The following is a 21059-nucleotide window of genomic DNA, read 5'->3' as shown; positions in this document are numbered from 1 at the left end:
CGCGGGCAGGCGCTGCACTGGCCCAGCTTATTGCGTGGTGACGGTAATGGTGTTGGTGCTGACGTTGTCGACACCCTGCACGCCGGCGGAAATCTTGATCGCCAGGCCGGACGGCTGGCTGACGCCGTTCACGGTAACGCCTTTCACGCTCAGTTTCTCGGTGACGCTGCCACTGCTGTCAGTTTTCGCGCCGCTGTTGCTGATGGTGCCGGCCGTGGAATGGAACTGCACGATGGCACCAGGCACGGCCTGGTTGCCGCCATCCTTGACGATCGCGGTGATCGATACTTCGGTGCCGTCGATGCCGGAAGCGGCAATGGTGTTGGAGCTGGAGCTCACCGCCACGCTGGCTGCCTTCGGCGTCAGCGGATCGGGATTGGTCGGGCTGACGCCCGGGCTGCCGCCGCCGCCGCCGCAAGCGGCCAGCAGGCTGGCGCAGACCAGCGCGCCTGCCAGGCCGGACAATTTTCGGAATACTACGTTTGCCATTTTCTTTCCTTTATTCTGATAACACTATTTTTCGTCTCAACGCGCAGAGAGGCGGTCGGTAACGATCTTTGGCGTAATGAAGACCAGCAGTTCGGTCTTGTCATTGGTACGCGAATTCGTCTTGAACAGGTTACCCAGGATCGGCACGTCGCCCAGCACCGGCACCTTGGAGGTGACGTTACGCTCGGTCTGCTGGTAGATACCGCCCAGCACCACGGTGCCGCCGTTCTCCACCATCACCTGGGTCTTGACGTGTTTGGTGTCGATCGCGAAACCGGCGCGGGTTTCCTGGCCCACGGAGTCTTTGTTGACATCGACTTCCAGCACCACGTTGCCGTCCGGCGTAATTTGCGGGATGACGTCCAGTTTCAGGTTGGCCTTGCGGAACACGATCGAGGTCGCGCCGGAAGAAGTGGCCACCTGGTAAGGCAGTTCCACACCCTGTTCGATGGTGGCAGGCGCCTTGTCGGCAGTTACCACGCGCGGGCTGGAAATGATCTTGCCGGCGCCGTCAGCTTCCAGGGCCGACAGTTCCAGGTTCAGGAAGCGGTTGGCCGCCGAGTTGAACAGGCTGACCGCCAGGCTGCCAGCCTGGGCGCCATTGATCGATTGCGCAGGCAGGTTGATGAACTGGGTGTTGTTGTAGGAACCCTGGCCATCGTCCACTTTCACGATGCCCTGCTGCTGGCCCATGCCTGTGATGTTACCGGTCAGGCCGACACGGTTGTTGCCGTTGCCGACACCCCAGCCGGCGTCGCCGCCACGGATGCCGCGCATGTCGGCAAAGCCCAGCTTGGCGCCCAGGTTACGGGTAAAGGTATCGGACGCTTCCACGATACGCGCTTCGATCAGCACCTGCCTGGTAGCGACGTCGGTCTTCTGGATCAGCTTGCGCACTTCTTCCAGCTTGGCCGCAATGTCGGTGACGAACAGCTGGTTGGTGCGGGTTTCGATGATGGCGCTGCCGCGTTTGGACAGGATGCGGTTCTTGGTGTCGCCGCCGCCTTCAATGCCGAACACGGTCTTGAATGCTTCCGCCTTCTGGTAGTTCAGCTGGAAGATTTCGGACTTCAGCGGCTCCAGGTCGGCGATCTGGGCTTTCTGCTCCAGTTCCAGCTTTTCCTTGGTCAGCAGTTCTTCTTTTGGCGCGATCCACAGCACGTTGCCGTTCTTGCGCATGTCCAGGCCCTTGGCTTGCAGCACCACGTCCAGCGCATGGTCCCATGGCACTTCCTTCAGGCGCAGGGTCAGGTTGCCCTGCACGCTGTCGCTGGTGATGATGTTCAGGCCCGAGATGTCGGCAATCGCTTGCAGCGCTGCGCGCACTTCCACGTTCTGGAAATTGAACGACAGTTTTTCACCGCGGTAGCCCTGGCTGCCCTGTACCAGCTTGTTCGGGTCTTCCTTGATCGGCTTGACGTCGACGATCAGCTGGGTGTCACTCTGGTAGACGCTCTGTTCCCACAGGCCGTGCGCCTCCACGGTCATGCGCACGTTGTCGCCGTGCGGCACGGTGGTGATGCGGTTCACCGGCGTACCGAAGTCGGTCACGTCCAGGCGGCGGCGCAGGGTTTCCGGCACCGTGGTCTTGAGGAAGTCCACCACCACGCCGGTCGGGGTCTGGCGCACGTCGACGGCGACCTGGTTGTTCGGCAGGTCGATCACGACGCGGCCTTCGCCGCCGTTACCGCGACGGAAATCGATGTCGCGCAGCGCCTGCTTGCCGGCAGGCGCCGGCACCGCTGGCTTGGCGGCTACCACCGGCAGGCCGCGCGCATCGACTGCCTGCGCCACGCCGCCGGAAGCGTCGATGGTCAGGATCACGTTCTTGCCGTCCAGCGCCGTAGCGTAGTTCAGCGTGCGCTTCAGGTTGAACACCAGGCGCGAACGGTCACCGGCTTGCACCACGTTGACGCTGGCCAGTTCGCCCATGTTCAGGTCCTGGCTGGTCTTGCCGGTAGCATTGGTGGTCTGGCCGAAATCGAGCGCGATACGGGACGGATTGGTGATGGCAAAGCCGATCGGCAGCTTTTGCGGCGTTTCCTTCATTGCGATCTTCACGATCACATTGCTGCCTTGCTGGTTGGCCGTGATCGATTCGATCGCGTTGCCTTGGGCCTGCGCAACAGCTGCGCTGCCGGCCAGTGCCAGCATTACGCTAGCCTGGCGGCACAAGCGCTTCAGGGTTCTGATGGCGATCATTTGGAGCTCTCCTTACTTTCCTGCAGTTCCAGCTTCGACATGCGCTCGACCCAGTCGCCGGCCGCATCCTGAACAATTTCACGCACCGTGATCGCGTCATCCGTGACCGCGGTGATCAAACCATAATTCTGTCCCACGTACTGTCCCTTCTTGACCTGGTAGACGGTGCGGTCGATCTGCACCAGGCCATTCATCACATTGCTCTTTTCCATGGTGCCGACCATCTTCATGGCATCCAGCGGGAAACTCTCGAGGAATTCCTTGCGGCGGTTCTGGTCCGGCGCCTGGGAGCTGCCGGCGCGGCTCTTGGCCAGTTCGGCCAGCAGCTTGCTGGCATTGAACGGATCGAGCACATCGCCGGCCACGTAGGCGAAGGGCACGAAGGTTTTCGGCTCCTGCAGCGGCTTGACGGTCGGCTTGGTCTGGACTTCGGTTTCCTTCATCCAGGTACGCACCTGCTGGACGTCGCTCTCACCGCAAGCGGTCAGCAGCAGCGCGCAGGCGAGGGGGGCAAGCTTCTTCATTACTTCTGACCTCCCTTTTTCTTCTCGTTGGCTGCTTTGCGCTGCTCAGCCACTTCTTCCGGATCGAGATAGCGGAAGGTTTTTGCAGTGGCATTCAGCTGCAGCACGCCGGCCGGCAAATCCTTGCCTTCGCGCGGCTTGATGTCCAGCGAAATGTTGTTCAGCGTGACGATACGCGCCATGCCTGCCAGGTCGCCGGCGAAGGCGCCCAGGTCATGGTAGCTGCCGTTGACACGCAATTCGATCGGCTGTTCGGCGTAGTAGTCCTTGACTTCGACCCGGTTCGGCTTGAACAGTTCGAAGGTCAGGCCGCGGCCGGTACCGGCATTGTTGATGTCCGACAGCAGGGCCGCCATTTCAGCTTTGCCCGGCAGTTGCTTCTCCATCTGTACCACGTACTTGTCGACCTGTTCTTTCTGGCGCTTCAGTTCTTCCAGGTTGACCGCCTGGGCGATCTTCAGCTTGTACTCTTCACGCAGCCTCTGCTCCTGCTGCGCGCCGGCTTCCAGTTCCTCGTACTGCGTCTGCCAGTAGAGGAAGTAGCCGGCAGCGACTGCCACCGCCGCCACGCCCAGCGTAACCAGCAAGCGCGGCAGGATCGGCCACAGGCCCGGGTGCACCCCGTTCAGGTTCCTGAACTGGGCCTTGAGCACCTCATCTAATTGTTTCAAATCAGTTGCCATGGTTATGTTCTCAGGACTTGACTGCGGCATTCGGATTGGCGCCTGGCTTGGCGCCCGGCTTGCCGTCCGGGTTTTCGTCCTTGTCGCGTGGACGCTTGATCATGACCGAGAGCTGGAACTCGACGATGGCGCGGCCGCTCGCCTTGTCCTTGCCGCCGATCGTGCCGGCTTTGACTTCCACCAGTTCCGGACGCTCCAGCCACGGCGAATTGCCGGACAGGTTGCGCAGCAGCTCGGACACCCGTTCCTGCGACTGGCCACTGCCGGTCAGCGTGACTTTCTGGCCTTCCTGCTTGACCGTCTTCAGGAACACGCCTGGCGGAGTCTGCTTGACCAGTTCGTCCATCAGGTACACCGGCTGGTTGCGGTCAGCCTGCAGGTCTTCCACTGCCTGCTGGCGCGCCTTCAGCGCATCGATTTCCTGGCGCAGCGTGGAGATTTCCACGATTTTCTTGTCCAGTTCAACGATGGCGCCTTGCAGCTCGCCGTTGCGCAGCGACTGGATCGACAGTGCCCGGGCGTTGTAGCCGCCCACCACCAGTACCACCGCCGCGCCGGCTGCAGCGCCGATGCCAAGCATCGCGTAGAACGCTTTTTTGCGCAGCGCGCGTTTTTCCTCCCGGTGCGGGAGAAGGTTAATACGTATCATCAGCCGAACCTCCGCATGGCAAGGCCGCAGGCCACCAGGTATGCCGGCGCATCGCTGCGCAGGGCCTGTTCACGCACGCCGGACGCCAGCTGCATGCCTTTGAACGGCGAAATGACGGCGCTGGAAATACGGGTGCGGCTGGCGATCATGTCCAGCAAACCCGGCAACACGGCGCAGCCGCCCGCCAGGAAAATCTGGTCGATCTTGGTAAATGGCGTCGACGTGAAGAAGAACTGGATCGCGCGCGTCACTTCCAGCGCCGCGCCTTCCAGCCACGGTGCAAGCACGTCGGACTGGTAGTTCTCCGGCAAGTCGCCGGCCTTCTTGCGCGCCTCGGCCTCTTCAAAAGCCAGGCCGTAAGAACGCACGATATCCTGGGTCAGCGAATTGCCGCCAAACGGCTGCTCGCGTTCATAGATCGTGGCGCCATCGAGCATCACCGAAATCTGTGTCGACACGGCGCCGATCTGGAACAGCGCAATCACCTGCCCGGCGCCGCCATTTGGCAGTTGGGAGGTGACGTGGTCCAGCGCGGCACGCGCGGCGTAGGACTCGACGTCCACCACCGATGCTTTCAAGCCGGCTTCTTCAGCGATCGCCACGCGGTCGACAACTTTTTCGCGGCGCGCTGCTGCCAGCATCACCTCGATGTCCTCGAGCGAATTGGCAACCGGTCCGATCACGTCGAAGTCCAGGCTCACCTCGTCCAGCGCGAACGGGATGTACTGGGCAGCTTCGGACTCGACCTGCAGTTCCAGCTGCTGCTCCGACATACCGGCTGGCAGAATGATTTTCTTTGTGATGACGGAAGCAGGCGGCATGCCCAGCGCGACATTCTTGGCGCGCGTGCCGCTTTTCTTGACCAGGCGGCGCACCGCCTCGACCACTTGCTCCATATTTTCAATATTGCCGTCGGCGACAGCGCCGCGCGGTAGTGGCTCAGAGGCGCACCGCTCAAGGCGCATGCCGTCCTTGCCCGCATCGGACAATTCCACCAAGCGCACACTCGAGGTGCTGATATCTAAGCCAACCAGCGGGCCTTGGGCGCCGCCAAACAGGGCTTTCAAGTCCAATGGCATGGATGCACTCCTGACAACTCCATAGACATTTACATATCCAAATTCGTTTAAAAACCCGTGTTTAGACCGCAAACATGAGACAGTACATTAGATGCTAGCAACATTGTCAGCGCCGTGTAAAGGTATTTCTCCAGTGCACCATTAATGTTTTGTGAGGGATTTGCCACACCCGATGTTGCAATTAATGGCATATCAATAAACTAAGTTGCCTTGTTGCCCACAACCAATATTTCCGGATATCACGTGCGCTCAAGGGCCGGGAGCCTCATTTATAATGCCTTGCATAAAACTTAGCGAAGCTCCGTATGACTGCAAACAACCACGAAACCACGGCTAAAAAATCGCCGAAGGGTTTTCTGCTGATGGCCCTGATTTCTTTGCTGGGCCTGATCCTGGCCGGCGTGCTGCTGGTGGTATTCGGCCTGGCGCTGGCTTACCCGAACCTGCCCTCGCTCGATACCATTACCGACTACCGTCCGAAAATACCGCTGCGTATTTACTCGGCCGACAATGTGCTGCTCGGCGAGTTCGGCGAAGAGCGCCGCAACCTGGTGCATATCAAAGACATCCCCGAGGTCATGAAGAAGTCGGTGCTGGCAATTGAAGACAGCAACTTCTATGAACACGGCGGCGTCGACTACTGGGGCATCCTGCGCGCGGCGGTCCACAACGCGACCGGCGGCGCCCGCCAGGGAGCGTCCACCATCACGCAGCAGGTAGCGCGCAACTTCTTCCTCTCCAGCGAGCAGACGTTCAAGCGCAAGGCCTATGAAGCGCTGCTGGCCTGGAAGATCGAGCAGAACCTGACCAAGGACCAGATCCTGGAGGTCTACATGAACCAGATCTACCTGGGGCAGCGGGCCTACGGCTTTGCTTCGGCCGCTCAAATCTATTTCGGCAAGAACCTGAAAGACATTAGCGTGGCCGAAGCGGCCATGCTGGCCGGCCTGCCCAAAGCGCCTTCGGCCTACAACCCGGTGGTCAACCCGAAGCGCGCCAAGGTGCGCCAGCAGTACATCCTGCAACGCATGGCCCAGCTTGGCTATATTACGCCCGCACAGTATGAGGCGGCGAAGAATGAGCAGTTAAAAGTCAAAACAGACAGCAGCGCGTTTGGTGTTCATGCCGAATATGTTGCGGAAATGGCGCGCCAGCTGGTCTACGAGCAGTTCAAGGAGGAGACTTACACGCGCGGCCTGAACGTTTTCACCACGATTACCAAGGCCGACCAGGATGCGGCCTACCTCGCGCTGCGCAGCGGCGTGATGGAATATGAAAAGCGCCACCCATACCGCGGCCCGGAATCGTATGTCGACTTGCCGTCGAATAAATCCGAAGCCGACGAAATCGTGGAAACCGAACTGGCCGAGCATCCGGACAGCGACAATATCGTGGCTGCGATGGTATTGAGCGCCGCTGCCGACAAGGTGGTGGCCGTTACCGCCTCCGGCGAGGAAATCACCATCAAGGGCGCCGGCCTGGCCATGGGCAAGAGCTGGCTTTCGGACAAGAACCCGCCGAACAAGCGCATCCGCCGCGGCGCCGTGATCCGCGTCATGCAGGATGACAAGGACTGGCTGGTCACCCAGATGCCGGAAGTGGAATCGGCTTTCGTCTCGGCCAGCACCGAAGATGGCGCGATCAAGGCCATGGTGGGCGGCTTCGATTACAACCGCAACAAGTTCAACCACGTGACGCAGGCCTGGCGCCAGCCGGGTTCCTCGTTCAAGCCTTTCATCTACTCAGCCTCGCTGGAACGCGGCCTGTCGCCGGCAACCATGATCAACGACGCCCCGATCTCCTTCGACGCCGGCCAGACCGGCGGCCAGGCCTGGGAGCCGAAGAACTACGACGGCAAGTATGAAGGCCCGATGACCATGCGGCGCGGCCTGACCAAGTCGAAAAACATGGTCTCGATCCGCATCCTGCACCGCATCGGCGCCAAGTACGGCCAGGAATACACCACCCGATTCGGCTTCGACTCCGAGCGCAACCCGCCGTACCTGACGCTGGCACTGGGCGCCGGCGGCGTGACGCCGATGCAGATGGCCGGCGCCTATGCGGTATTCGCCAACGGCGGCTACAAGATCTCGCCTTACCTGATTGCCAAGGTGACCGACGCCAACGGCAAGGTGCTGTCGCAGGCCAGCCCGGACAAGGCCGGCGACGAAAAGAACCGCGTGATCGACGAGCGCAATGCCTTCCTGATGGATTCGATGCTGAAGGACGTAGTGCGCTTTGGTACCGCGACCCGCGCACTGTCGCTGAAACGCCCTGACATCGCGGGCAAGACCGGTACCACCAACGATTCGATCGATGCCTGGTTTGCCGGCTACCAGGCCAAGCTGGTGGGCATTGCATGGATCGGCTTTGACCAGCCGAAGAACCTTGGCAACAAGGAAACCGGCGGCGGCCTGGCCCTGCCGATCTGGATCAGCTATATGGGCAAGGCGCTCAAGAGTATTCCGGTCGAGGAAAGAACGATTCCGCAGGGCATCATCGCCCAGGATGGCGAGTACTACTATGCGGAGAACCCGCCGGGCGTGGGGATCGACAGCCTGGAAGGCGCGACCCGTGGCACGCCGGCCGAGGAGAAGCAGAAGGACGCCGTCAAGAACGAGTTGTTCTAAACCGCTAAACCTGAATCGGCCCCGTCACGCGACGGGGCTGGCCGAGTGTCACGCCCTGCGGGTCTGACACGGGTTTGCCGTCTACGGCGCCACCACCACCGGCGCCCCACCCTGCTCCGTCACAATCTCCGACAGCGCCGCATACAATTCCGTCCCGCGCCGCGTATCCGTCCATTTGCCCGCCACCTGGCGATAGTGGAAGCCGCCCGAACGCGCCGCCACCCACAGCTCCTGCATCGGGGCCTGCGAGTTGATGATCACCTTCGATCCGTTTTCGACGAACTCGATCTCCAGCACATTGCCGCTGCGGCTGCACTCCACGTCCACCATATCCTGCGCGCACAGGCGGTCCAGCGATGCCTCGATCGCATCCAGGGTCGCCTCGGCCAGGTCCAAAAATTCCGATTCGGTCATGCTACACTCCAAGATTCCTATCAAGCCCCTATTCTAATCGTGAAGTCCCCAATCGCACTTGCTGTCCTTACAATGGCAGCCCTGTTGGCCGGATGCGGCCAAACCGGCCCCCTCTATATGCCAAAGCGTCCCGCCAAGCCCGCCACCGAGGCGAAACCGGGCGTGGCGCCACCGGCGGCTCCGGTTCCCTCCACACCACCAGCATCCCAACAGTAAGCTTATGTCCCACTTCGAATACCAGAACGGCGTGCTGCACGCCGAAGGCGTTGCGCTCGACACTATCGCAGAACAATACGGCACCCCGGCCTACGTCTATTCCAAATCCCAGCTCATAGCGAACTTCGACGCCTACGCCAATGCCTGCGCCGGCCGCGACGCGCTGGTGTGCTATGCGATGAAGGCCAATTCCAACCTCGCCATCCTCGACCTGCTGGCCCGCCGCGGCGCCGGTTTCGACATCGTGTCGGGCGGCGAACTGCTGCGCGTGATTGCCGCCGGCGGCGACCCGAAGAAAGTGATCTTCTCCGGCGTCGGCAAGAGCGTGGAAGAAATGCGCCTGGCACTCGAACACGACATCCTGTGCTTCAACGTCGAATCGATCCCCGAACTGCACCGCCTGAACGAAGTGGCAGGCAGCATGGGCAAGAAGGCGCGCATCTCGCTGCGCGTCAACCCGAACGTGGACGCCAAGACCCACCCCTACATCGCCACCGGCCTGAAAGCCAGCAAGTTCGGCGTAGCCTTTGACGAAGCGCTGGAAACCTACCGCACCGCCGCCAAGCTGGCGCACCTGGACGTGTCGGGCATCGACTGCCATATCGGCTCGCAGCTGCTGGACGACGCGCCGCTGCTGGAAGCGCTGGACAAGCTGATTGAACTGATCGATGCGCTGGGCGCCGAAGGGATCCACCTGCACCACCTGGACATCGGCGGCGGCCTCGGCATCGACTACGGCGACGGCGCACCGGTGCCGGTCGGCGACTACCTGGCGCGCCTGTTCAAGCGCATCGACGCCTGGCGCACGGAACAGCACGGCGGCGCACCGATCAAAGTGATTTTCGAACCTGGCCGCTCCATCGTCGGCAATGCCGGCGTGCTGCTGACCCGCGTGGAATTCATCAAGCACGGCGAAGAGAAGAACTTCTGCATCGTCGACGCCGCCATGAACGATATGGCGCGTCCGGCAATGTACCAGGCCTGGATGGATATGCAGCCGGTGCTGCGCAAGGATGCCGCTGCTGCCATGTTCGACGTGGTCGGCCCGATCTGCGAATCCGGCGACTGGCTGGCCCGCGACCGCGAGCTGAGCGTCGACGCCGGCGACCTGCTGGTGATGAAGACCGCCGGCGCCTACGGCATGACCATGGCCTCCAACTACAACACCCGCGGCCGCGCCGTGGAGCTGATCGTCGACGGCGACCAGGTCCACGTCGTACGCCAACGCGAAAATCCAGCCGACCTGTTCGCGCTGGAATCCACCCTCAAGTAATCCCTTCGGGCGGCCTGCCCTCCAGGGCCGCCCGCGCCGGCTTTACTGCACAGCCTGACGGAGTTGGGCAGGTTTAGGCTGCTCCTGGTAGAAGTGCAGGTTCTTCAATTCGGCGGCATCGAAAGCGGCAGCGATGCTGGTGCCAAAGATTCGGTGCCAAGATTCGGTGCCAGGTCTGTCATTTGGACACGCAAGCTGATTGTTTGATAAATCTCAATACGTAAAAATGCCGGATTTTGCGTCTTGAGATTTATCAAGCGTGAGCGCTACCTGTCCAAATGACAGACCTGGCACCGAATTGTGGCACCGAATTTCAAACCTCAGCGGCGCGGTGCGACAGCGGCAGAAGCGGCGGCCGTCTTACTGCGTGCCCACCAGGCGCGCATCCCCAGCAGAACCAATACGATCAGCCCAAACAGGATCGGCTTGTTGAAGTCGTGCTTTCCTGCCCGCATCCACCAGAAGTGCAGGATGCCAAGCGGCGCAATCACGTACACCAGCTTATGCAGCAATTGCCAGCGTTTGCCGCCGAGGCGGCGTACCATGCCGTTGGTGCTGGTCACGGCCAGCGGCACCAGCAGCACAAACGCAGTAAAGCCGACGGTGATAAAAGGCCGCTTGGCGACATCCTTCAGCATCTCCTGCACGTCGAAGAAGTGATCGAACCACAGGAACGTGGTGAAGTGCAGCAGCGCATAGAAGAAGGCGTACAAGCCCATCATGCGGCGCAGCTTGAGCAGCCAGTTCCAGCCCGACAAACGGCGCAGCGGCGTGACCGCCAGCGTAATGCACAGGAAGTACAAGGTCCACGAGCCGGTGTTGCGCGTGATGTATTGCAGCGGCTCGACCAGCTGGTCGGTCGCGACCAGGTAGACCAGCGCGAAGAACGGCACCAGCGCCAGCATGAAGGCGGTGGATTTGATCGCCGTCAGCTGGCGCGGTGTCGGGGTAAAGGCCATCAGTAGAACTTCTTCAAATCCATGCCGGTGTACAGCGAGGCCACTTCCGGATAGCCGTTGAACATCAGCGTCTTGCGCTTCTTGGTAAAGAAGCCGTCTTCGCCGATGCGGCGCTCGCTGGCCTGCGACCAGCGCGGGTGGTCGACGTCCGGATTCACGTTCGAATAGAAGCCGTATTCACTGGACGCCGACTTATTCCATGAGGTACGCGGCATGTCGCGCACGAAGCGGATCTTCACGATCGACTTGGCGGATTTGAAGCCGTACTTCCACGGCACTACCATGCGCACCGGCGCGCCATTCTGGTTCGGCAGCACGTCGCCATACATGCCCAGCGTGAGTAGCGCCAGCGGGTGATTGGCTTCGTCGATACGCAAGCCTTCCACATAAGGCCAGTCCAGCACGCGGCTGCGCACGCCCGGCATCTGGTTATGGTCGGCCAGCGTGATGAACTCGACGAACTTGGCATTGTTGGTCGGCTCGACCTTCTTGATCAATTCGGAGAACGAATAGCCGATCCACGGGATCACCATCGACCAGCCTTCAACGCAGCGCAGGCGATAGATGCGTTCTTCCAGCGGCGCCAGCTTGAGCAGGCTGTCGATGTCCAGCGTCATCGGCTTTTTGACTTCGCCTTCGATCTGCACGGTCCAGGGACGCGTGCGCAGCGTGTGCGCATTCTCCGCCGGGTCGGACTTGTCGGTGCCGAATTCATAGAAGTTGTTATAGCTGGTGGCGTCCTTGCGCGAGGTCTGCTTTTCCATCACGGTATAAGCAGGATTCAGCTTGGACGGAAGAGTGGCCGCTTGCACCAGTTCGGGCCCGAGGATGGCGCCGGCAGCAGCCAGCTTGATGAACTTGCGGCGCGACTCGAAAACTTCGCGCGGCGTGATTTCGGAAGGGAGAATCAGCATGGTCGGCTCCAACTGGTGCAAGGTAATAGCTAAACCTTACACCAGTTTGCTGAAGCCGATATTAAAGCTAGCCACGCGCCTCTAGCCACTCCGACACGAAAACGCAATAGTCATTAAACGTCAGTTCTTCTGGCGTCAACTGCGCTTCGTCGCACATGGAAGGCAAGTCCCCGAAGAATTGGCGGTATCTTTGCGCAATAGCCGTCCCTCCGGGTATTGTCTTCCTACGAGAAGCGTCATTCAGCCAATCTCGAACATGTCGGATCAGCACACGCTCATCCATACTGCCGCGCACCTAAGAACAAACCCAGTTCGAGGGGCATGTTGAAACGCGGAAGACTGTTGGCAGCATCCAATTCGGTCCGCGAAATATCGTGCACGCCATACCTGGAGGACTGGATTAACCTCTTAATTTTGTCCAGCCGGATGTCTGCCCCGTCGTTCTCTTCTAGCGCACAGCGCGGCACAAATCCACAATCGAAGATGGCAAACACCATCGCATTCTGGAGCGGCTTAAATTCTTCGTCGAATGGACAATTGATAAAAACATTATCGTTGTAATTATCCTCGTCCCCATTCAAGTCCTATTTTTTGGCAGCGAGTGCAGTCGCAACTGCGCGCTTCACGACAGTCTCCAGTTTACAACTTTCCGTAGGAATGCAGGCCGGAGAGGAACATGTTCACGCCGAGGAAGGCGAAGGTGGTGACCAGCAGGCCGACCAGGGCCCACCACGCCGCCGGGCGGCCGCGCAGGCCCGACATCAGGCGCATGTGCAGCCAAGCCGCATAGTTTAGCCAGACGATCAGGGCCCAGGTTTCCTTCGGGTCCCAGGACCAGTAGCCGCCCCAGGCTTCCGCCGCCCACAGGGCGCCGAGGATGGTGGCGATGGTGAAGAAGGCGAAGCCGATCGAGATCGCCTTGTACATCACGTCGTCCAGCACTTCGAGCGAAGGCAGGCGGTCCTCCAGCAGACCGTGCGATTTGAGCAGGTAAGCCGAGGCCACCATTGCAGCCAGCGCAAAAGTGCCGTAGCCAATGAAGTTGGCCGGCACGTGGATCTTCATCCACCAGCTTTGCAGGGCAGGTACCAGCGGCTGGATCTCCGACGCGCCACGCGCCACGGTGTACCACAACAGGAAGCCGACTGCGGCCGAAATTACCAGCAGCACGAAGGGCCCCAGGGTGCGGGTCTTATAATGCTCTTCGTAGTACAGGTAGAACATCGCGGTGATCAGCGAGAACAGGATGAATACTTCGTACAGGTTGGAAATCGGGATATGGCCGACGTCGGTACCGATCAGGTAAGACTCGTACCAGCGTACCAGCATGCCGGTCACCCCCAGCACGATACCGGCCCAGCACAGCCTGGAGCCAATCGCCCCGCCGAAGTCGGAACGCGCCACCAGCCCGCCCCAGTAGAACAGGGTGGACAGGACGAACATGGTGCTCATCCACAGGATGGCCGACTGGCTCGACAGCATGTATTTGAGGAAGAAGCGCTTGTCCGCTGCCGCCAGGTCGCCGCCGTACAGGCTGACTGCCCATAACGCCAGCGCAAACGACAGCGGCATCAGCCAGCGCACAGGCTTCCAATACCAGCCCAGCGCGGCAAACACCGGTGCCGACGCCAGCAGGATGCCCTTCTCGTAGACGTCCATATAGGCGCTGAAGCGGTTAAAGGCGTACAGCGCCCCTGCGCACAGGACCAGTGCAAACAGCCAGTCGAACGCGTTGAGGCGCTTGAAATAGCCGGGTTGCTGGGTATAGGTTTGTATTGCTTCCATTTGCGATTCTCCAAAACTTGGCAACAGCTTACGCCGTTTGCGGAAGTTTTTCCTTGAGTTCCTTAAATTCCTGTTCAAAGTCCAGCGTCTTGCGCTGGGTGCTCATGGCCATGAGGGCCGCGGCACCGCCTTCGCCATCCTTGATCCACACCCAGACCCGGCGCTCGCGGATATAGAACATCGCGAACACGCCCAGCACCAGCAGCAGGCAGCCGAGGTACACGATGGTTTTGCCCGGCGAGCGGGTAACCTGGAATACCGATGCCTTGACCTGGGTGAATTCGTCGAGCTGCAGGTAGACCGGGGCGCCGTAGAAGAAGCTGTCCGACAACGCATTGGTGGCCAGCTGCAGGAAACGGCCGTGGGCTTCATCCATCGTGGCAGCCGGCTTGCCATCCTGGGCGCGGGCCGCTTGCCACAGTTCCCACATCGAGCCATTCAGGATCTTCAGGAAGATTTCGGCAGCCTTGGTCTGCTCGGCCTGCGGCACCTTTTCCAGGAAGCGGCTAATGGCGAAGAAGCCGGCGCCGTTGGTGTCGCCGGCGAAGATCTCCAGCCCCTTCAGGGCCGAGGCTTCCAGTTGGCCGCGCAAGGCATCGCCAGCCTTCGATTGAGGCATGGCGCGTGCCGCGTAGCCTGCGGCAGCTTTCTGGCGCAGCAGTGGGTCTTGCAGGGCGGCGCGCAGGCGCATCCACTCCCGCACGCTATGTTCGTCGTCGGCCGGAATGCGCAGGTAGCTGAACGGATCGGACGGATTGGCGCGCACGCCGGCCAGGAAGACGGTATCGCCTTCGATGGTCACCGGCTGCATATAGTTCTGGTATTCGCGCGCCTGTCCGGTCTTGTCGCGCAGCTTGTATTGCACCGAGGGGCCGACGTTCTTCAAGTCCTTGTTGTTGGCGGTCTTGGCGGCCGAGCCCAGCTGCTTGTCCAGGCTGCGCGAGAACGATTCATTCAGGCTTTCGCCCTTGGTGACCGCACGCGCATCCTGGCCGCTGATGTTTTCCACGTTGAAGGGCCGGAAGTCGCTCCACTCCACCGTGTATTCGTCGCTCAGCTTGGTGGTGCCGTTGACTTCGCCATCCAGGCCGAAAGTGGTGGTGGCGGTGCCCTTCATCGGGTGGCCGAGCAGCTTCAGCTTGCTGCCGCCATCTTCGAAGGAAGACTGGTAAATCGCCACGCCTTCAAAGATCAGCGGCTTGTTGACCTCGACCACCGCGTCGACGGTCTTGCCGCTCTCGTTGGAACGCACCGTCACGTGGCTGGCGAACAGCTTCGGCATGCCGGTACTGTAGAAGTCGATATCGAATTTCTTGAGCTGGATGGTGAATGGCAGTTCCTGGATCAGTACGCCGTCCGGGCGCGACAGGATGGCGGTATTGCCGGCCGTGCCTTCCGGCAGTGCAATATTGCCGCGGTAAGTCGGGTTGTGCACGCCAAGGCGATGCTGGGCCGGGATGTCGGCAATCAGGCCGGTACCGCCAAAGGCGGTCTTGCCCAGCACCCATTGCTGGAAGCGGATCGGCAGGTCGGAGTCGAGCATGCCGCCAACCAGGATGATGACGATGGCGCTGTGGGCAAAGATATAGCCGAACTTGTTGCCGGCACCGCGTTTGGCCGAGACCAGGATGGCGCCGTCTTTTTCAATGACCTTGGTGCCGTAGCCGGCATGGCCCAGGCGCTGGGCAGTCTGGCCCGCCAGCTGTTCGCGCGACAGCGGCGACTGCCAGTGCGCCTTATGGTGGAAATTGTTCAGCGAAGCCTCGCGTACCTTCTCGCGCCAGCTACGCATATCCTTCAGCATCTTCGGCGTATTGTGCACGATGCACAGCGAAGTCGACACGACCAGCAAGCCGCACATGGAAACAAACCACCACGACGAGTAAATCGCGTACAGTCCCAGTTTATTGAACACTTCGAACCAGAACGGCCCAAACTGGTTGATGTAGTTCGGCATCGGCTGGCTTTGCTGCACGATGGTGCCGATGATGGCGGCGAAGATGATCACCACGAACAGTGCGATCGCGAACCGCATCGAAGACAGCAACTCGACCGTCTCGGCCAGTGCGCCGCGCCGGTTGCGCAGCTGGATTCCGGAGGTGCTTGGGGTATCGCTCATTGCTGCTCAGGGAAAAAGTCAGGAGAATAACAAAAAAGGGCAGCCTGCTTGCGCGGCCGCCCTTTTCATGTCCAGAACCGCCCTGCATCGGGCGGCGCATTGCAATTACTTCAAGCCGGCCATGTAGTCGGCAACCGCTTCGATTTCCTTGTCGGACATGCGGTAAGCGATGGTTTGCATTTCAGCGCTGGACTTGCGGGTGCCGGCCTTGAAGGCTTTCAGGGTGGCAGCGCTGTAGTCCTGGTGCTGGCCGCCGACGCGCGGGTACATGGCTGGCATGCCGCCGCCGGCTGGGCCGTGGCAGGAAGCACAGGCCGGCACGCGGTTTTCAGCGATGCCGCCGCGGTAGATCTTCTTGCCCAGTTCGACGGTGTCCTTGTTCTTGGCGGCGCCGGCCTTGCCGGGCTCGGTGGCCAGGTAGGCTGCGATGTTCTTCTTCTCTTCTTCGGTCAGTGCCTTGGCAAACGCGGTCATCACGGTGCCTGGACGGGCATCGCCGCTGAAGGCCACCAGCTGTTTGTAAACGTAGGCTTCGCCCTGGCCACCCAGTTTCGGGTTGACGGTGATGGTCGATGCGCCCTTGGCGCCGTGGCAGGATACGCAGGCCGGGATGCCGCGTGCGTTGTCGCCTTCCGCATACAGGGTGGCGCCTTTGGCTGGATCAACCTTGGCTGCTGCCGGGGCATGCGCTTCATTAGCGGAGGCCACGCCGGAAACGGCCAGCATTGCAACGAACAAGGATTTTACAAATGGCGAAAACGCACGATTCATTCAGACACCTTGGGACAGAAGTAAATAATGAGTAGTATAAGAATTGGCGCAATATAGCATGGCAACAATTCGTAACCCCTTATTGTACAATAGCTTTCCTGCACTTTTGCCCTCTTTTTGTTGCTTTCCCCATGTCCAAACTCTGGCAAGCCCGTTTTTTCACTACCGTTAACCATCTGCGCGACCTGCCGCGCACGACGGTGCCAGAGATCGCCTTTGCGGGCCGCTCCAATGCTGGCAAATCAACCGCGATCAATATCCTGTGCAACCAGAAAGGCTTGGCTTTCGCCTCCAAAACTCCTGGCCGCACCCAGCACATCAATTTCTTCTCGATCGGCGGCGCCCACGTCGCGATGCACCGCCACGATCCGCTTAACATGGATGAGCTGCAATGCCTGGTGGCGGACTTGCCGGGCTACGGCTATGCGGAAGTGTCGGGCGACGCCAAGAACCATTGGCAGCGCCTGCTGGGCGACTATGTCCAGCGGCGCGAGCAGCTAGCCGCCCTGGTGCTGATGATGGACGCGCGCCGCCCGTTCACCGACCTGGACCAGCAGATGATCGAATGGTTTGCCCCGACCGGCAAGCCGATCCACTGCATCCTGACCAAGGCCGACAAGCTCAACCGCAATGAATCCATCAATGTGCTGCGCCAGGCGCAAGCCAAGCTCGACAGCTACGTCGATGAAGACGGCGAAGGTTTCCCCTTCACCGTGCAACTGTTTTCCGCGCTGAAGCGCATCGGCATCGAGGAAGCGACCGCCAAGATCGAAGAGCTGGCCGGCCTCGCCGATGGCGACCAGGCGCCCCCTCCTGATGAAAGTGAAGAATGATCACTCCTGATTTTCCAGCCATCCGCATGCGCCGCATGCGCCGCGACCCGTTCTCGCGCGCCCTGATGCGCGAGAACACCGTCACCGTCGAAGACCTGATCTACCCGGTCTTCGTGGTGGAAGGCGCCAACCGCCGCGAAGCGGTGGGCACCATGCCGGGCGTGGACCGCATCTCGATCGACAACCTGCTGAAGGTGGCCGAGGAATGCGTGAAGCTGGGCATTCCTGTGCTGTCGCTGTTCCCGAACATCGATCCGTCGCTGAAGACCAACGACGGCGTGGAAGCCACCAATCCGGAAGGCCTGATCCCGCGCGCGGTGCGCGAGCTGAAAAAAAACTTCCCTGAGCTGGGCATCATGACCGACGTGGCACTGGACCCGTACACCAGCCACGGCCAGGACGGCACGGTCGATGAAAAAGGTTCGATCCTGAACGACGAGACCACAGAGATGCTGGTGCGCCAGGCGCTGACCCAGGCCGAAGCCGGCGTCGACATCGTCGGCCCGTCCGACATGATGGATGGCCGCATCGGCGTGATGCGCAAGGCGCTGGAAGAGAAGGAACTGATCCACACCCGCATCATGGCTTATTCGGCCAAATACGCGTCCGCCTTCTACGGCCCGTTCCGCGATGCGGTCGGTTCGGCGGCAGCGCTGGGCAAGGCCGACAAGTTCACCTACCAGATGGACCCGGCCAACACCGACGAAGCCCTGCGCGAAGTGGCGCTGGACATCGCCGAAGGCGCCGACATGGTGATGGTCAAGCCAGGCATGCCTTACCTGGATATCGTGCGCCGCGTGAAGGATGAATTCAAGGTGCCGACCTATGCCTACCAGGTTTCAGGCGAATACGCCATGCTGAAGGCCGCCGCGCTGAACGGCTGGCTCGATCACGACAAGGTGATGATGGAATCGATGATGGCCTTCAAGCGCGCCGGCGCCGACGGCGTCCTCACCTACTTCGCGCTCGATATCGCGCGCAAGCTGAAAGGCCTGGCGTAAGAAAAAAACGCCGCGGAATCCGCGGCGTTTTTGTTTATGGATTCAAGCCTTTGACGTGGTGCACACCGTCATGGCGATTCTGCAGTACCTGTGGCATCAGCGAACCAGCGATCATGCCGATGAAGCCCGCCAGCAAGCCTGCCAGCTGTCCCGGGAACGTTGCGCCGAGCGAGGAGATCTGCGGGAAGAAGACAATCCAAGTAGCGATGCCAGCGCCCAGCGAGAAGATCGCGCCCTGGGTCGTGGCGCGCTTCCAGTACAGGCCCATGACCAGCGGCACAAACGCACCGACCAAGGTGATCTGGTAAGCCGAGGAAACCAGCTCATAGATCGAGGTGCCATTCATCTTGATCGCGTACAGCAGCACCGACGCTGCGAACACCACGATGGTGGCACGCATGGCGAACAGCTGCTGTTTGTCGTTCATCCCGGGACGCAGGTTTTTCAGGATATTCTCCACGAAGCTGGTCGATGGCGCCAGCAGCGTCGCCGACGAAGTCGACTTGATCGCCGACAGCAGCGCGCCAAAGAACAGGATCTGCATCACCAGCGGCATCTTGGTCAGCACGAAGGTCGGCAGCAGGCGCTGGTAGTCGTTCTTGGCCATTTCCAGGCCATGCTCGCCCAGCACGATGATTGCGCAGGAAACGATGAACATCGGCACCGCGGCGAACAGGATGTAGCTGGCGCCGCCGATGATGGCGCCGGTGCGCGCGGTCGGCGCATTCTTGGCCGACATCACGCGCTGGAACACGTCCTGCTGCGGAATCGAGCCCAGCATCATAGTCACGGCCGAGCCGACGAAGAAGGCGATGTCGGTGAACTGCGCCGGCGGCAGGAAGTTGCCCAGGTCCTTGCTGGCCACCATATCGACCACCTTGCCCGCTCCGCCTGCCAGGTCAGCCGAGAAGAAAGCGATCACGGTCAAGCCGACCACCAGCACGATCATCTGGATGAAGTCAGTCCAGGCCACCGCCAGGAAGCCGCCGATCACCACATAGATCAGCACCGCCAGGGTGCCGACGATCATGCCCATGGTTTCCGACATGGCGCCATTGGTCAGCACCGAGAACACCAGGCCCAGTGCAGTGATCTGCGCCGCCACCCAGCCCAGGTAGGAAACGATGATGGCCACCGAGCAGAACACCTCGATGCCCTTGCCGAAGCGCTGGCGGTAAAAGTCGCCGATGGTCAGCAGGTTGAGCTTGTACAGGCGTGCTGCGAAGAACATGCCGACCAGGATCAGGCAGGTACCGGCGCCAAACGGGTCTTCCACGATGGCGTTCAGGCCACCCTGCACGAACTTGGCAGGAATGCCCATCACGGTTTCCGCGCCAAACCAGGTCGCGAAAGTTGTCGTTACCACCATGATCAGGGGCAGGCTGCGGCCGGCCACCGCAAAGTCGGTCGTATTCTTGATGCGGGTGCCAGCCCATACGCCAAGGCCAAGTGTGCCCAGCAGGTACAGCACAACAAAGGAAATCAGGGTGATGTTCATCGCGGCGAAGACTCCGGCTCCAATCGGCAAATTCGGCGATTATAGCGGCAAGAACCCTGCCGGTTTCAAGAATTTTTACAACGTTGTTGCCTTATCGCACTTTGCCATAATTCGGCCAGAACTCAAGCAGCAGGAAGGCTTGCAGCTCTTTCTCGTCTTCCTTGCGCGCGCTCATTGGGACGTTGCGGCCAAGGCGATGCGACTCCCAGATGAAGTCGCCGGGCTTCTCCTTGCGGATCATCTCGACCATCTTCTTGACGATTGCCGTTTCGATATCTTTTTCCGCGCCCTGGTCGACGTGGATCTGCTGCTGCCAGGTGCGCTTGAAGTTGGTGCTGAAGCCGCGGAACTTGATATCCGCGCCATTGAAGGTCTGGTTGACGATCTGGAACACGCCGCCGGTATCGTTGCGTTCGCCATTCGCGTTGCGGCCCTGGGCGCCCATGATATTGGCCAGGGCGCGCGCCTTGCCGGTGGCGCCCGCATCTTCTTCCTGGGCCGGCTGCTGCGTCTCGCCGTTGCGCGCACGGCGGCGCTGCTCGATCAGCGCCGCCATATCCGGCACGTTGTCGGGCACCGGGGTCAGCTTGGCCTGCTCGGGCGGCACAATCTTTTCCTGCGGCTTGATGATCTCGGTGATCGCGTTCTTGTTCGGCGGCAGGTAGGCACGCGACGAGCGCGGCGTTTCCTTGGACGGCTTGGCTTTCGGCTGCGCTTTGGGCTTGGGCTGCGGCGCCGGCTTGCCCGGGGTGATATACACCATTTCGCCGGCCTTGGCCGGCGGGGTCAGGTCGATCTTGTCCTTGGGCTTGATGAAATAGATCAGCACCACCAGCAAATGCAGGCCGATGGTGAAGGCCATGCCCCAGCGGTTGGGCTTGCTCGCGCCATACTCAAGCACCTGATCCTGCGGCCATGGCTGGCCGCAGGTCGGGCAATGGTGCCCGTCGTGGGCCGCAAGCTCGGCGTGGGAGTGGGTGTACTGGTGCAAGATATTGGCTTTTTACTGAAGATACTGGG

At 60.8% G+C, this 21059-nt stretch carries 20 protein-coding genes; 5 read left to right on the top strand and 15 right to left on the bottom strand.

Annotated elements, in window-relative coordinates; genetic code table 11:
- Positions 1 to 27 precede the first annotated feature (27 nt).
- Genes ASE26_RS25705 through ASE26_RS25680 form a run of 6 tightly spaced genes read right to left on the bottom strand, consistent with a single transcriptional unit; the run spans position 28 to position 5626 of the window.
- Positions 28 to 489, bottom strand: coding sequence for an Ig-like domain-containing protein (locus ASE26_RS25705; RefSeq protein ID WP_055937749.1), 462 nt, complete (start codon positions 487 to 489; stop codon positions 28 to 30).
- 36 nt (positions 490 to 525) lie between these two features.
- On the bottom strand, positions 526 to 2691 hold the full coding sequence (gene pilQ, locus ASE26_RS25700) for a type IV pilus secretin PilQ (RefSeq protein ID WP_055937745.1): 2166 nt from the start codon (positions 2689 to 2691) through the stop codon (positions 526 to 528).
- On the bottom strand, positions 2688 to 3215 hold the full coding sequence (locus ASE26_RS25695; protein ID WP_055937742.1) for a pilus assembly protein PilP: 528 nt from the start codon (positions 3213 to 3215) through the stop codon (positions 2688 to 2690). The genes pilQ and ASE26_RS25695 overlap by 4 nt, the downstream gene beginning before the upstream one ends.
- Positions 3215 to 3898, bottom strand: coding sequence for a type 4a pilus biogenesis protein PilO (locus ASE26_RS25690; protein WP_055937741.1), 684 nt, complete (start codon positions 3896 to 3898; stop codon positions 3215 to 3217). The genes ASE26_RS25695 and ASE26_RS25690 overlap by 1 nt, the downstream gene beginning before the upstream one ends.
- Before the next feature lie 10 nt (positions 3899 to 3908).
- Positions 3909 to 4547: a PilN domain-containing protein gene (locus ASE26_RS25685; protein WP_055937738.1), complete on the bottom strand. Its 639-nt coding sequence runs from the start codon at positions 4545 to 4547 to the stop codon at positions 3909 to 3911.
- Positions 4547 to 5626: a pilus assembly protein PilM gene (locus ASE26_RS25680; RefSeq protein ID WP_055937733.1), complete on the bottom strand. Its 1080-nt coding sequence runs from the start codon at positions 5624 to 5626 to the stop codon at positions 4547 to 4549. The genes ASE26_RS25685 and ASE26_RS25680 overlap by 1 nt, the downstream gene beginning before the upstream one ends.
- Before the next feature lie 362 nt (positions 5627 to 5988).
- On the opposite strand from ASE26_RS25680, the gene ASE26_RS25675 reads away from it, so the two are divergent.
- Positions 5989 to 8256, top strand: a complete 2268-nt coding sequence (locus ASE26_RS25675) for a penicillin-binding protein 1A (protein ID WP_229207316.1) — start codon at positions 5989 to 5991, stop codon at positions 8254 to 8256.
- Positions 8257 to 8337: 81 nt separating this feature from the next.
- On the opposite strand, the gene cyaY is transcribed toward ASE26_RS25675, so the two are convergent.
- Positions 8338 to 8670, bottom strand: coding sequence for an iron donor protein CyaY (gene cyaY, locus ASE26_RS25670; RefSeq protein WP_055937726.1), 333 nt, complete (start codon positions 8668 to 8670; stop codon positions 8338 to 8340).
- 72 nt (positions 8671 to 8742) lie between these two features.
- Here cyaY and ASE26_RS30330 point away from each other — a divergent pair, with 72 nt between their 5' ends.
- Together ASE26_RS30330 and lysA are read left to right on the top strand one after the other, a co-directional pair.
- Positions 8743 to 8886, top strand: a complete 144-nt coding sequence (locus ASE26_RS30330) for a lipoprotein (RefSeq protein WP_082507583.1) — start codon at positions 8743 to 8745, stop codon at positions 8884 to 8886.
- 4 nt (positions 8887 to 8890) lie between these two features.
- The gene (lysA, locus tag ASE26_RS25665; protein WP_057247179.1) at positions 8891 to 10159 is read left to right on the top strand and encodes a diaminopimelate decarboxylase; all 1269 of its coding nucleotides are present in this window, start codon (positions 8891 to 8893) and stop codon (positions 10157 to 10159) included.
- Positions 10160 to 10479: 320 nt separating this feature from the next.
- Here the strand turns inward: lysA and ASE26_RS25660 are convergent, their stop codons facing one another.
- The 6 genes from ASE26_RS25660 to ASE26_RS25635 form a co-directional block, all read right to left on the bottom strand.
- A complete protein-coding gene (locus tag ASE26_RS25660; RefSeq protein WP_055937718.1) occupies positions 10480 to 11118 on the bottom strand; it encodes a sulfite oxidase heme-binding subunit YedZ in 639 nt (212 codons plus the stop codon).
- Entirely contained in the window at positions 11118 to 12032 is a 915-nt protein-coding gene (gene msrP / locus ASE26_RS25655; RefSeq protein ID WP_057247178.1) for a protein-methionine-sulfoxide reductase catalytic subunit MsrP, read from the bottom strand. The genes ASE26_RS25660 and msrP overlap by 1 nt, the downstream gene beginning before the upstream one ends.
- Positions 12033 to 12307: 275 nt before the next feature.
- Positions 12308 to 12613, bottom strand: a complete 306-nt coding sequence (locus ASE26_RS31300) for a hypothetical protein (protein ID WP_057247177.1) — start codon at positions 12611 to 12613, stop codon at positions 12308 to 12310.
- A 58-nt stretch (positions 12614 to 12671) separates the two neighbouring features.
- Positions 12672 to 13817: a c-type cytochrome biogenesis protein CcsB gene (ccsB, locus tag ASE26_RS25645; RefSeq protein WP_057247176.1), complete on the bottom strand. Its 1146-nt coding sequence runs from the start codon at positions 13815 to 13817 to the stop codon at positions 12672 to 12674.
- A gap of 28 nt (positions 13818 to 13845) precedes the next feature.
- Positions 13846 to 15936 carry a cytochrome c biogenesis protein ResB gene (locus ASE26_RS25640; protein ID WP_055937706.1) on the bottom strand — a complete coding sequence of 697 codons (2091 nt, stop codon included), beginning with the start codon at positions 15934 to 15936 and terminating at the stop codon, positions 13846 to 13848.
- Positions 15937 to 16041: 105 nt separating this feature from the next.
- Complete coding sequence (locus ASE26_RS25635) at positions 16042 to 16707, bottom strand: cytochrome c (RefSeq protein WP_055937703.1); 666 nt, start codon at positions 16705 to 16707, stop codon at positions 16042 to 16044.
- A gap of 131 nt (positions 16708 to 16838) precedes the next feature.
- Here ASE26_RS25635 and yihA point away from each other — a divergent pair, with 131 nt between their 5' ends.
- On the top strand, positions 16839 to 17540 hold the full coding sequence (gene yihA / locus ASE26_RS25630; RefSeq protein ID WP_055937700.1) for a ribosome biogenesis GTP-binding protein YihA/YsxC: 702 nt from the start codon (positions 16839 to 16841) through the stop codon (positions 17538 to 17540).
- Positions 17537 to 18541, top strand: coding sequence for a porphobilinogen synthase (gene hemB, locus ASE26_RS25625; protein WP_057247175.1), 1005 nt, complete (start codon positions 17537 to 17539; stop codon positions 18539 to 18541). The genes yihA and hemB overlap by 4 nt, the downstream gene beginning before the upstream one ends.
- 34 nt (positions 18542 to 18575) lie before the next feature.
- On the opposite strand, the gene ASE26_RS25620 is transcribed toward hemB, so the two are convergent.
- Positions 18576 to 20039, bottom strand: coding sequence for a sodium:solute symporter family protein (locus tag ASE26_RS25620; RefSeq protein WP_055937694.1), 1464 nt, complete (start codon positions 20037 to 20039; stop codon positions 18576 to 18578).
- Positions 20040 to 20130: 91 nt separating this feature from the next.
- Complete coding sequence (locus ASE26_RS25615; RefSeq protein ID WP_055937691.1) at positions 20131 to 21030, bottom strand: cell envelope integrity protein TolA; 900 nt, start codon at positions 21028 to 21030, stop codon at positions 20131 to 20133.
- Between the last annotated feature and the right edge of the window lie 29 nt (positions 21031 to 21059).

Origin of the sequence: Duganella sp. Root198D2, from assembly GCF_001428585.1 — a bacterium.
Classification (GTDB): Bacteria; Pseudomonadota; Gammaproteobacteria; order Burkholderiales; family Burkholderiaceae_D; genus Rugamonas.
This window is presented reverse-complemented; position numbering and strand designations above follow the sequence as displayed.

Excerpts from the sequence above, each read along its gene's own strand:
- ASE26_RS25705 (WP_055937749.1), bottom strand. The coding sequence starts at position 489 with ATGGCAAACGTAGTATTCCGAAAATTGTCCGGCCTGGCAGGCGCGCTG.
- hemB (WP_057247175.1), top strand. The coding sequence starts at position 17,537 with ATGATCACTCCTGATTTTCCAGCCATCCGCATGCGCCGCATGCGCCGC.
- ASE26_RS25675 (WP_229207316.1), top strand. The coding sequence starts at position 5,989 with ATGGCCCTGATTTCTTTGCTGGGCCTGATCCTGGCCGGCGTGCTGCTG.
- ASE26_RS25620 (WP_055937694.1), bottom strand. The coding sequence starts at position 20,039 with ATGAACATCACCCTGATTTCCTTTGTTGTGCTGTACCTGCTGGGCACA.
- ccsB (WP_057247176.1), bottom strand. The coding sequence starts at position 13,817 with ATGGAAGCAATACAAACCTATACCCAGCAACCCGGCTATTTCAAGCGC.
- pilQ (WP_055937745.1), bottom strand. The coding sequence starts at position 2,691 with ATGATCGCCATCAGAACCCTGAAGCGCTTGTGCCGCCAGGCTAGCGTA.
- yihA (WP_055937700.1), top strand. The coding sequence starts at position 16,839 with ATGTCCAAACTCTGGCAAGCCCGTTTTTTCACTACCGTTAACCATCTG.
- ASE26_RS25660 (WP_055937718.1), bottom strand. The coding sequence starts at position 11,118 with ATGGCCTTTACCCCGACACCGCGCCAGCTGACGGCGATCAAATCCACC.
- ASE26_RS30330 (WP_082507583.1), top strand. The coding sequence starts at position 8,743 with ATGGCAGCCCTGTTGGCCGGATGCGGCCAAACCGGCCCCCTCTATATG.
- ASE26_RS25690 (WP_055937741.1), bottom strand. The coding sequence starts at position 3,898 with ATGGCAACTGATTTGAAACAATTAGATGAGGTGCTCAAGGCCCAGTTC.
- ASE26_RS25640 (WP_055937706.1), bottom strand. The coding sequence starts at position 15,936 with ATGAGCGATACCCCAAGCACCTCCGGAATCCAGCTGCGCAACCGGCGC.
- ASE26_RS25635 (WP_055937703.1), bottom strand. The coding sequence starts at position 16,707 with ATGAATCGTGCGTTTTCGCCATTTGTAAAATCCTTGTTCGTTGCAATG.
- msrP (WP_057247178.1), bottom strand. The coding sequence starts at position 12,032 with ATGCTGATTCTCCCTTCCGAAATCACGCCGCGCGAAGTTTTCGAGTCG.
- lysA (WP_057247179.1), top strand. The coding sequence starts at position 8,891 with ATGTCCCACTTCGAATACCAGAACGGCGTGCTGCACGCCGAAGGCGTT.
- ASE26_RS25680 (WP_055937733.1), bottom strand. The coding sequence starts at position 5,626 with ATGCCATTGGACTTGAAAGCCCTGTTTGGCGGCGCCCAAGGCCCGCTG.
- ASE26_RS25695 (WP_055937742.1), bottom strand. The coding sequence starts at position 3,215 with ATGAAGAAGCTTGCCCCCCTCGCCTGCGCGCTGCTGCTGACCGCTTGC.
- cyaY (WP_055937726.1), bottom strand. The coding sequence starts at position 8,670 with ATGACCGAATCGGAATTTTTGGACCTGGCCGAGGCGACCCTGGATGCG.
- ASE26_RS25685 (WP_055937738.1), bottom strand. The coding sequence starts at position 4,547 with ATGATACGTATTAACCTTCTCCCGCACCGGGAGGAAAAACGCGCGCTG.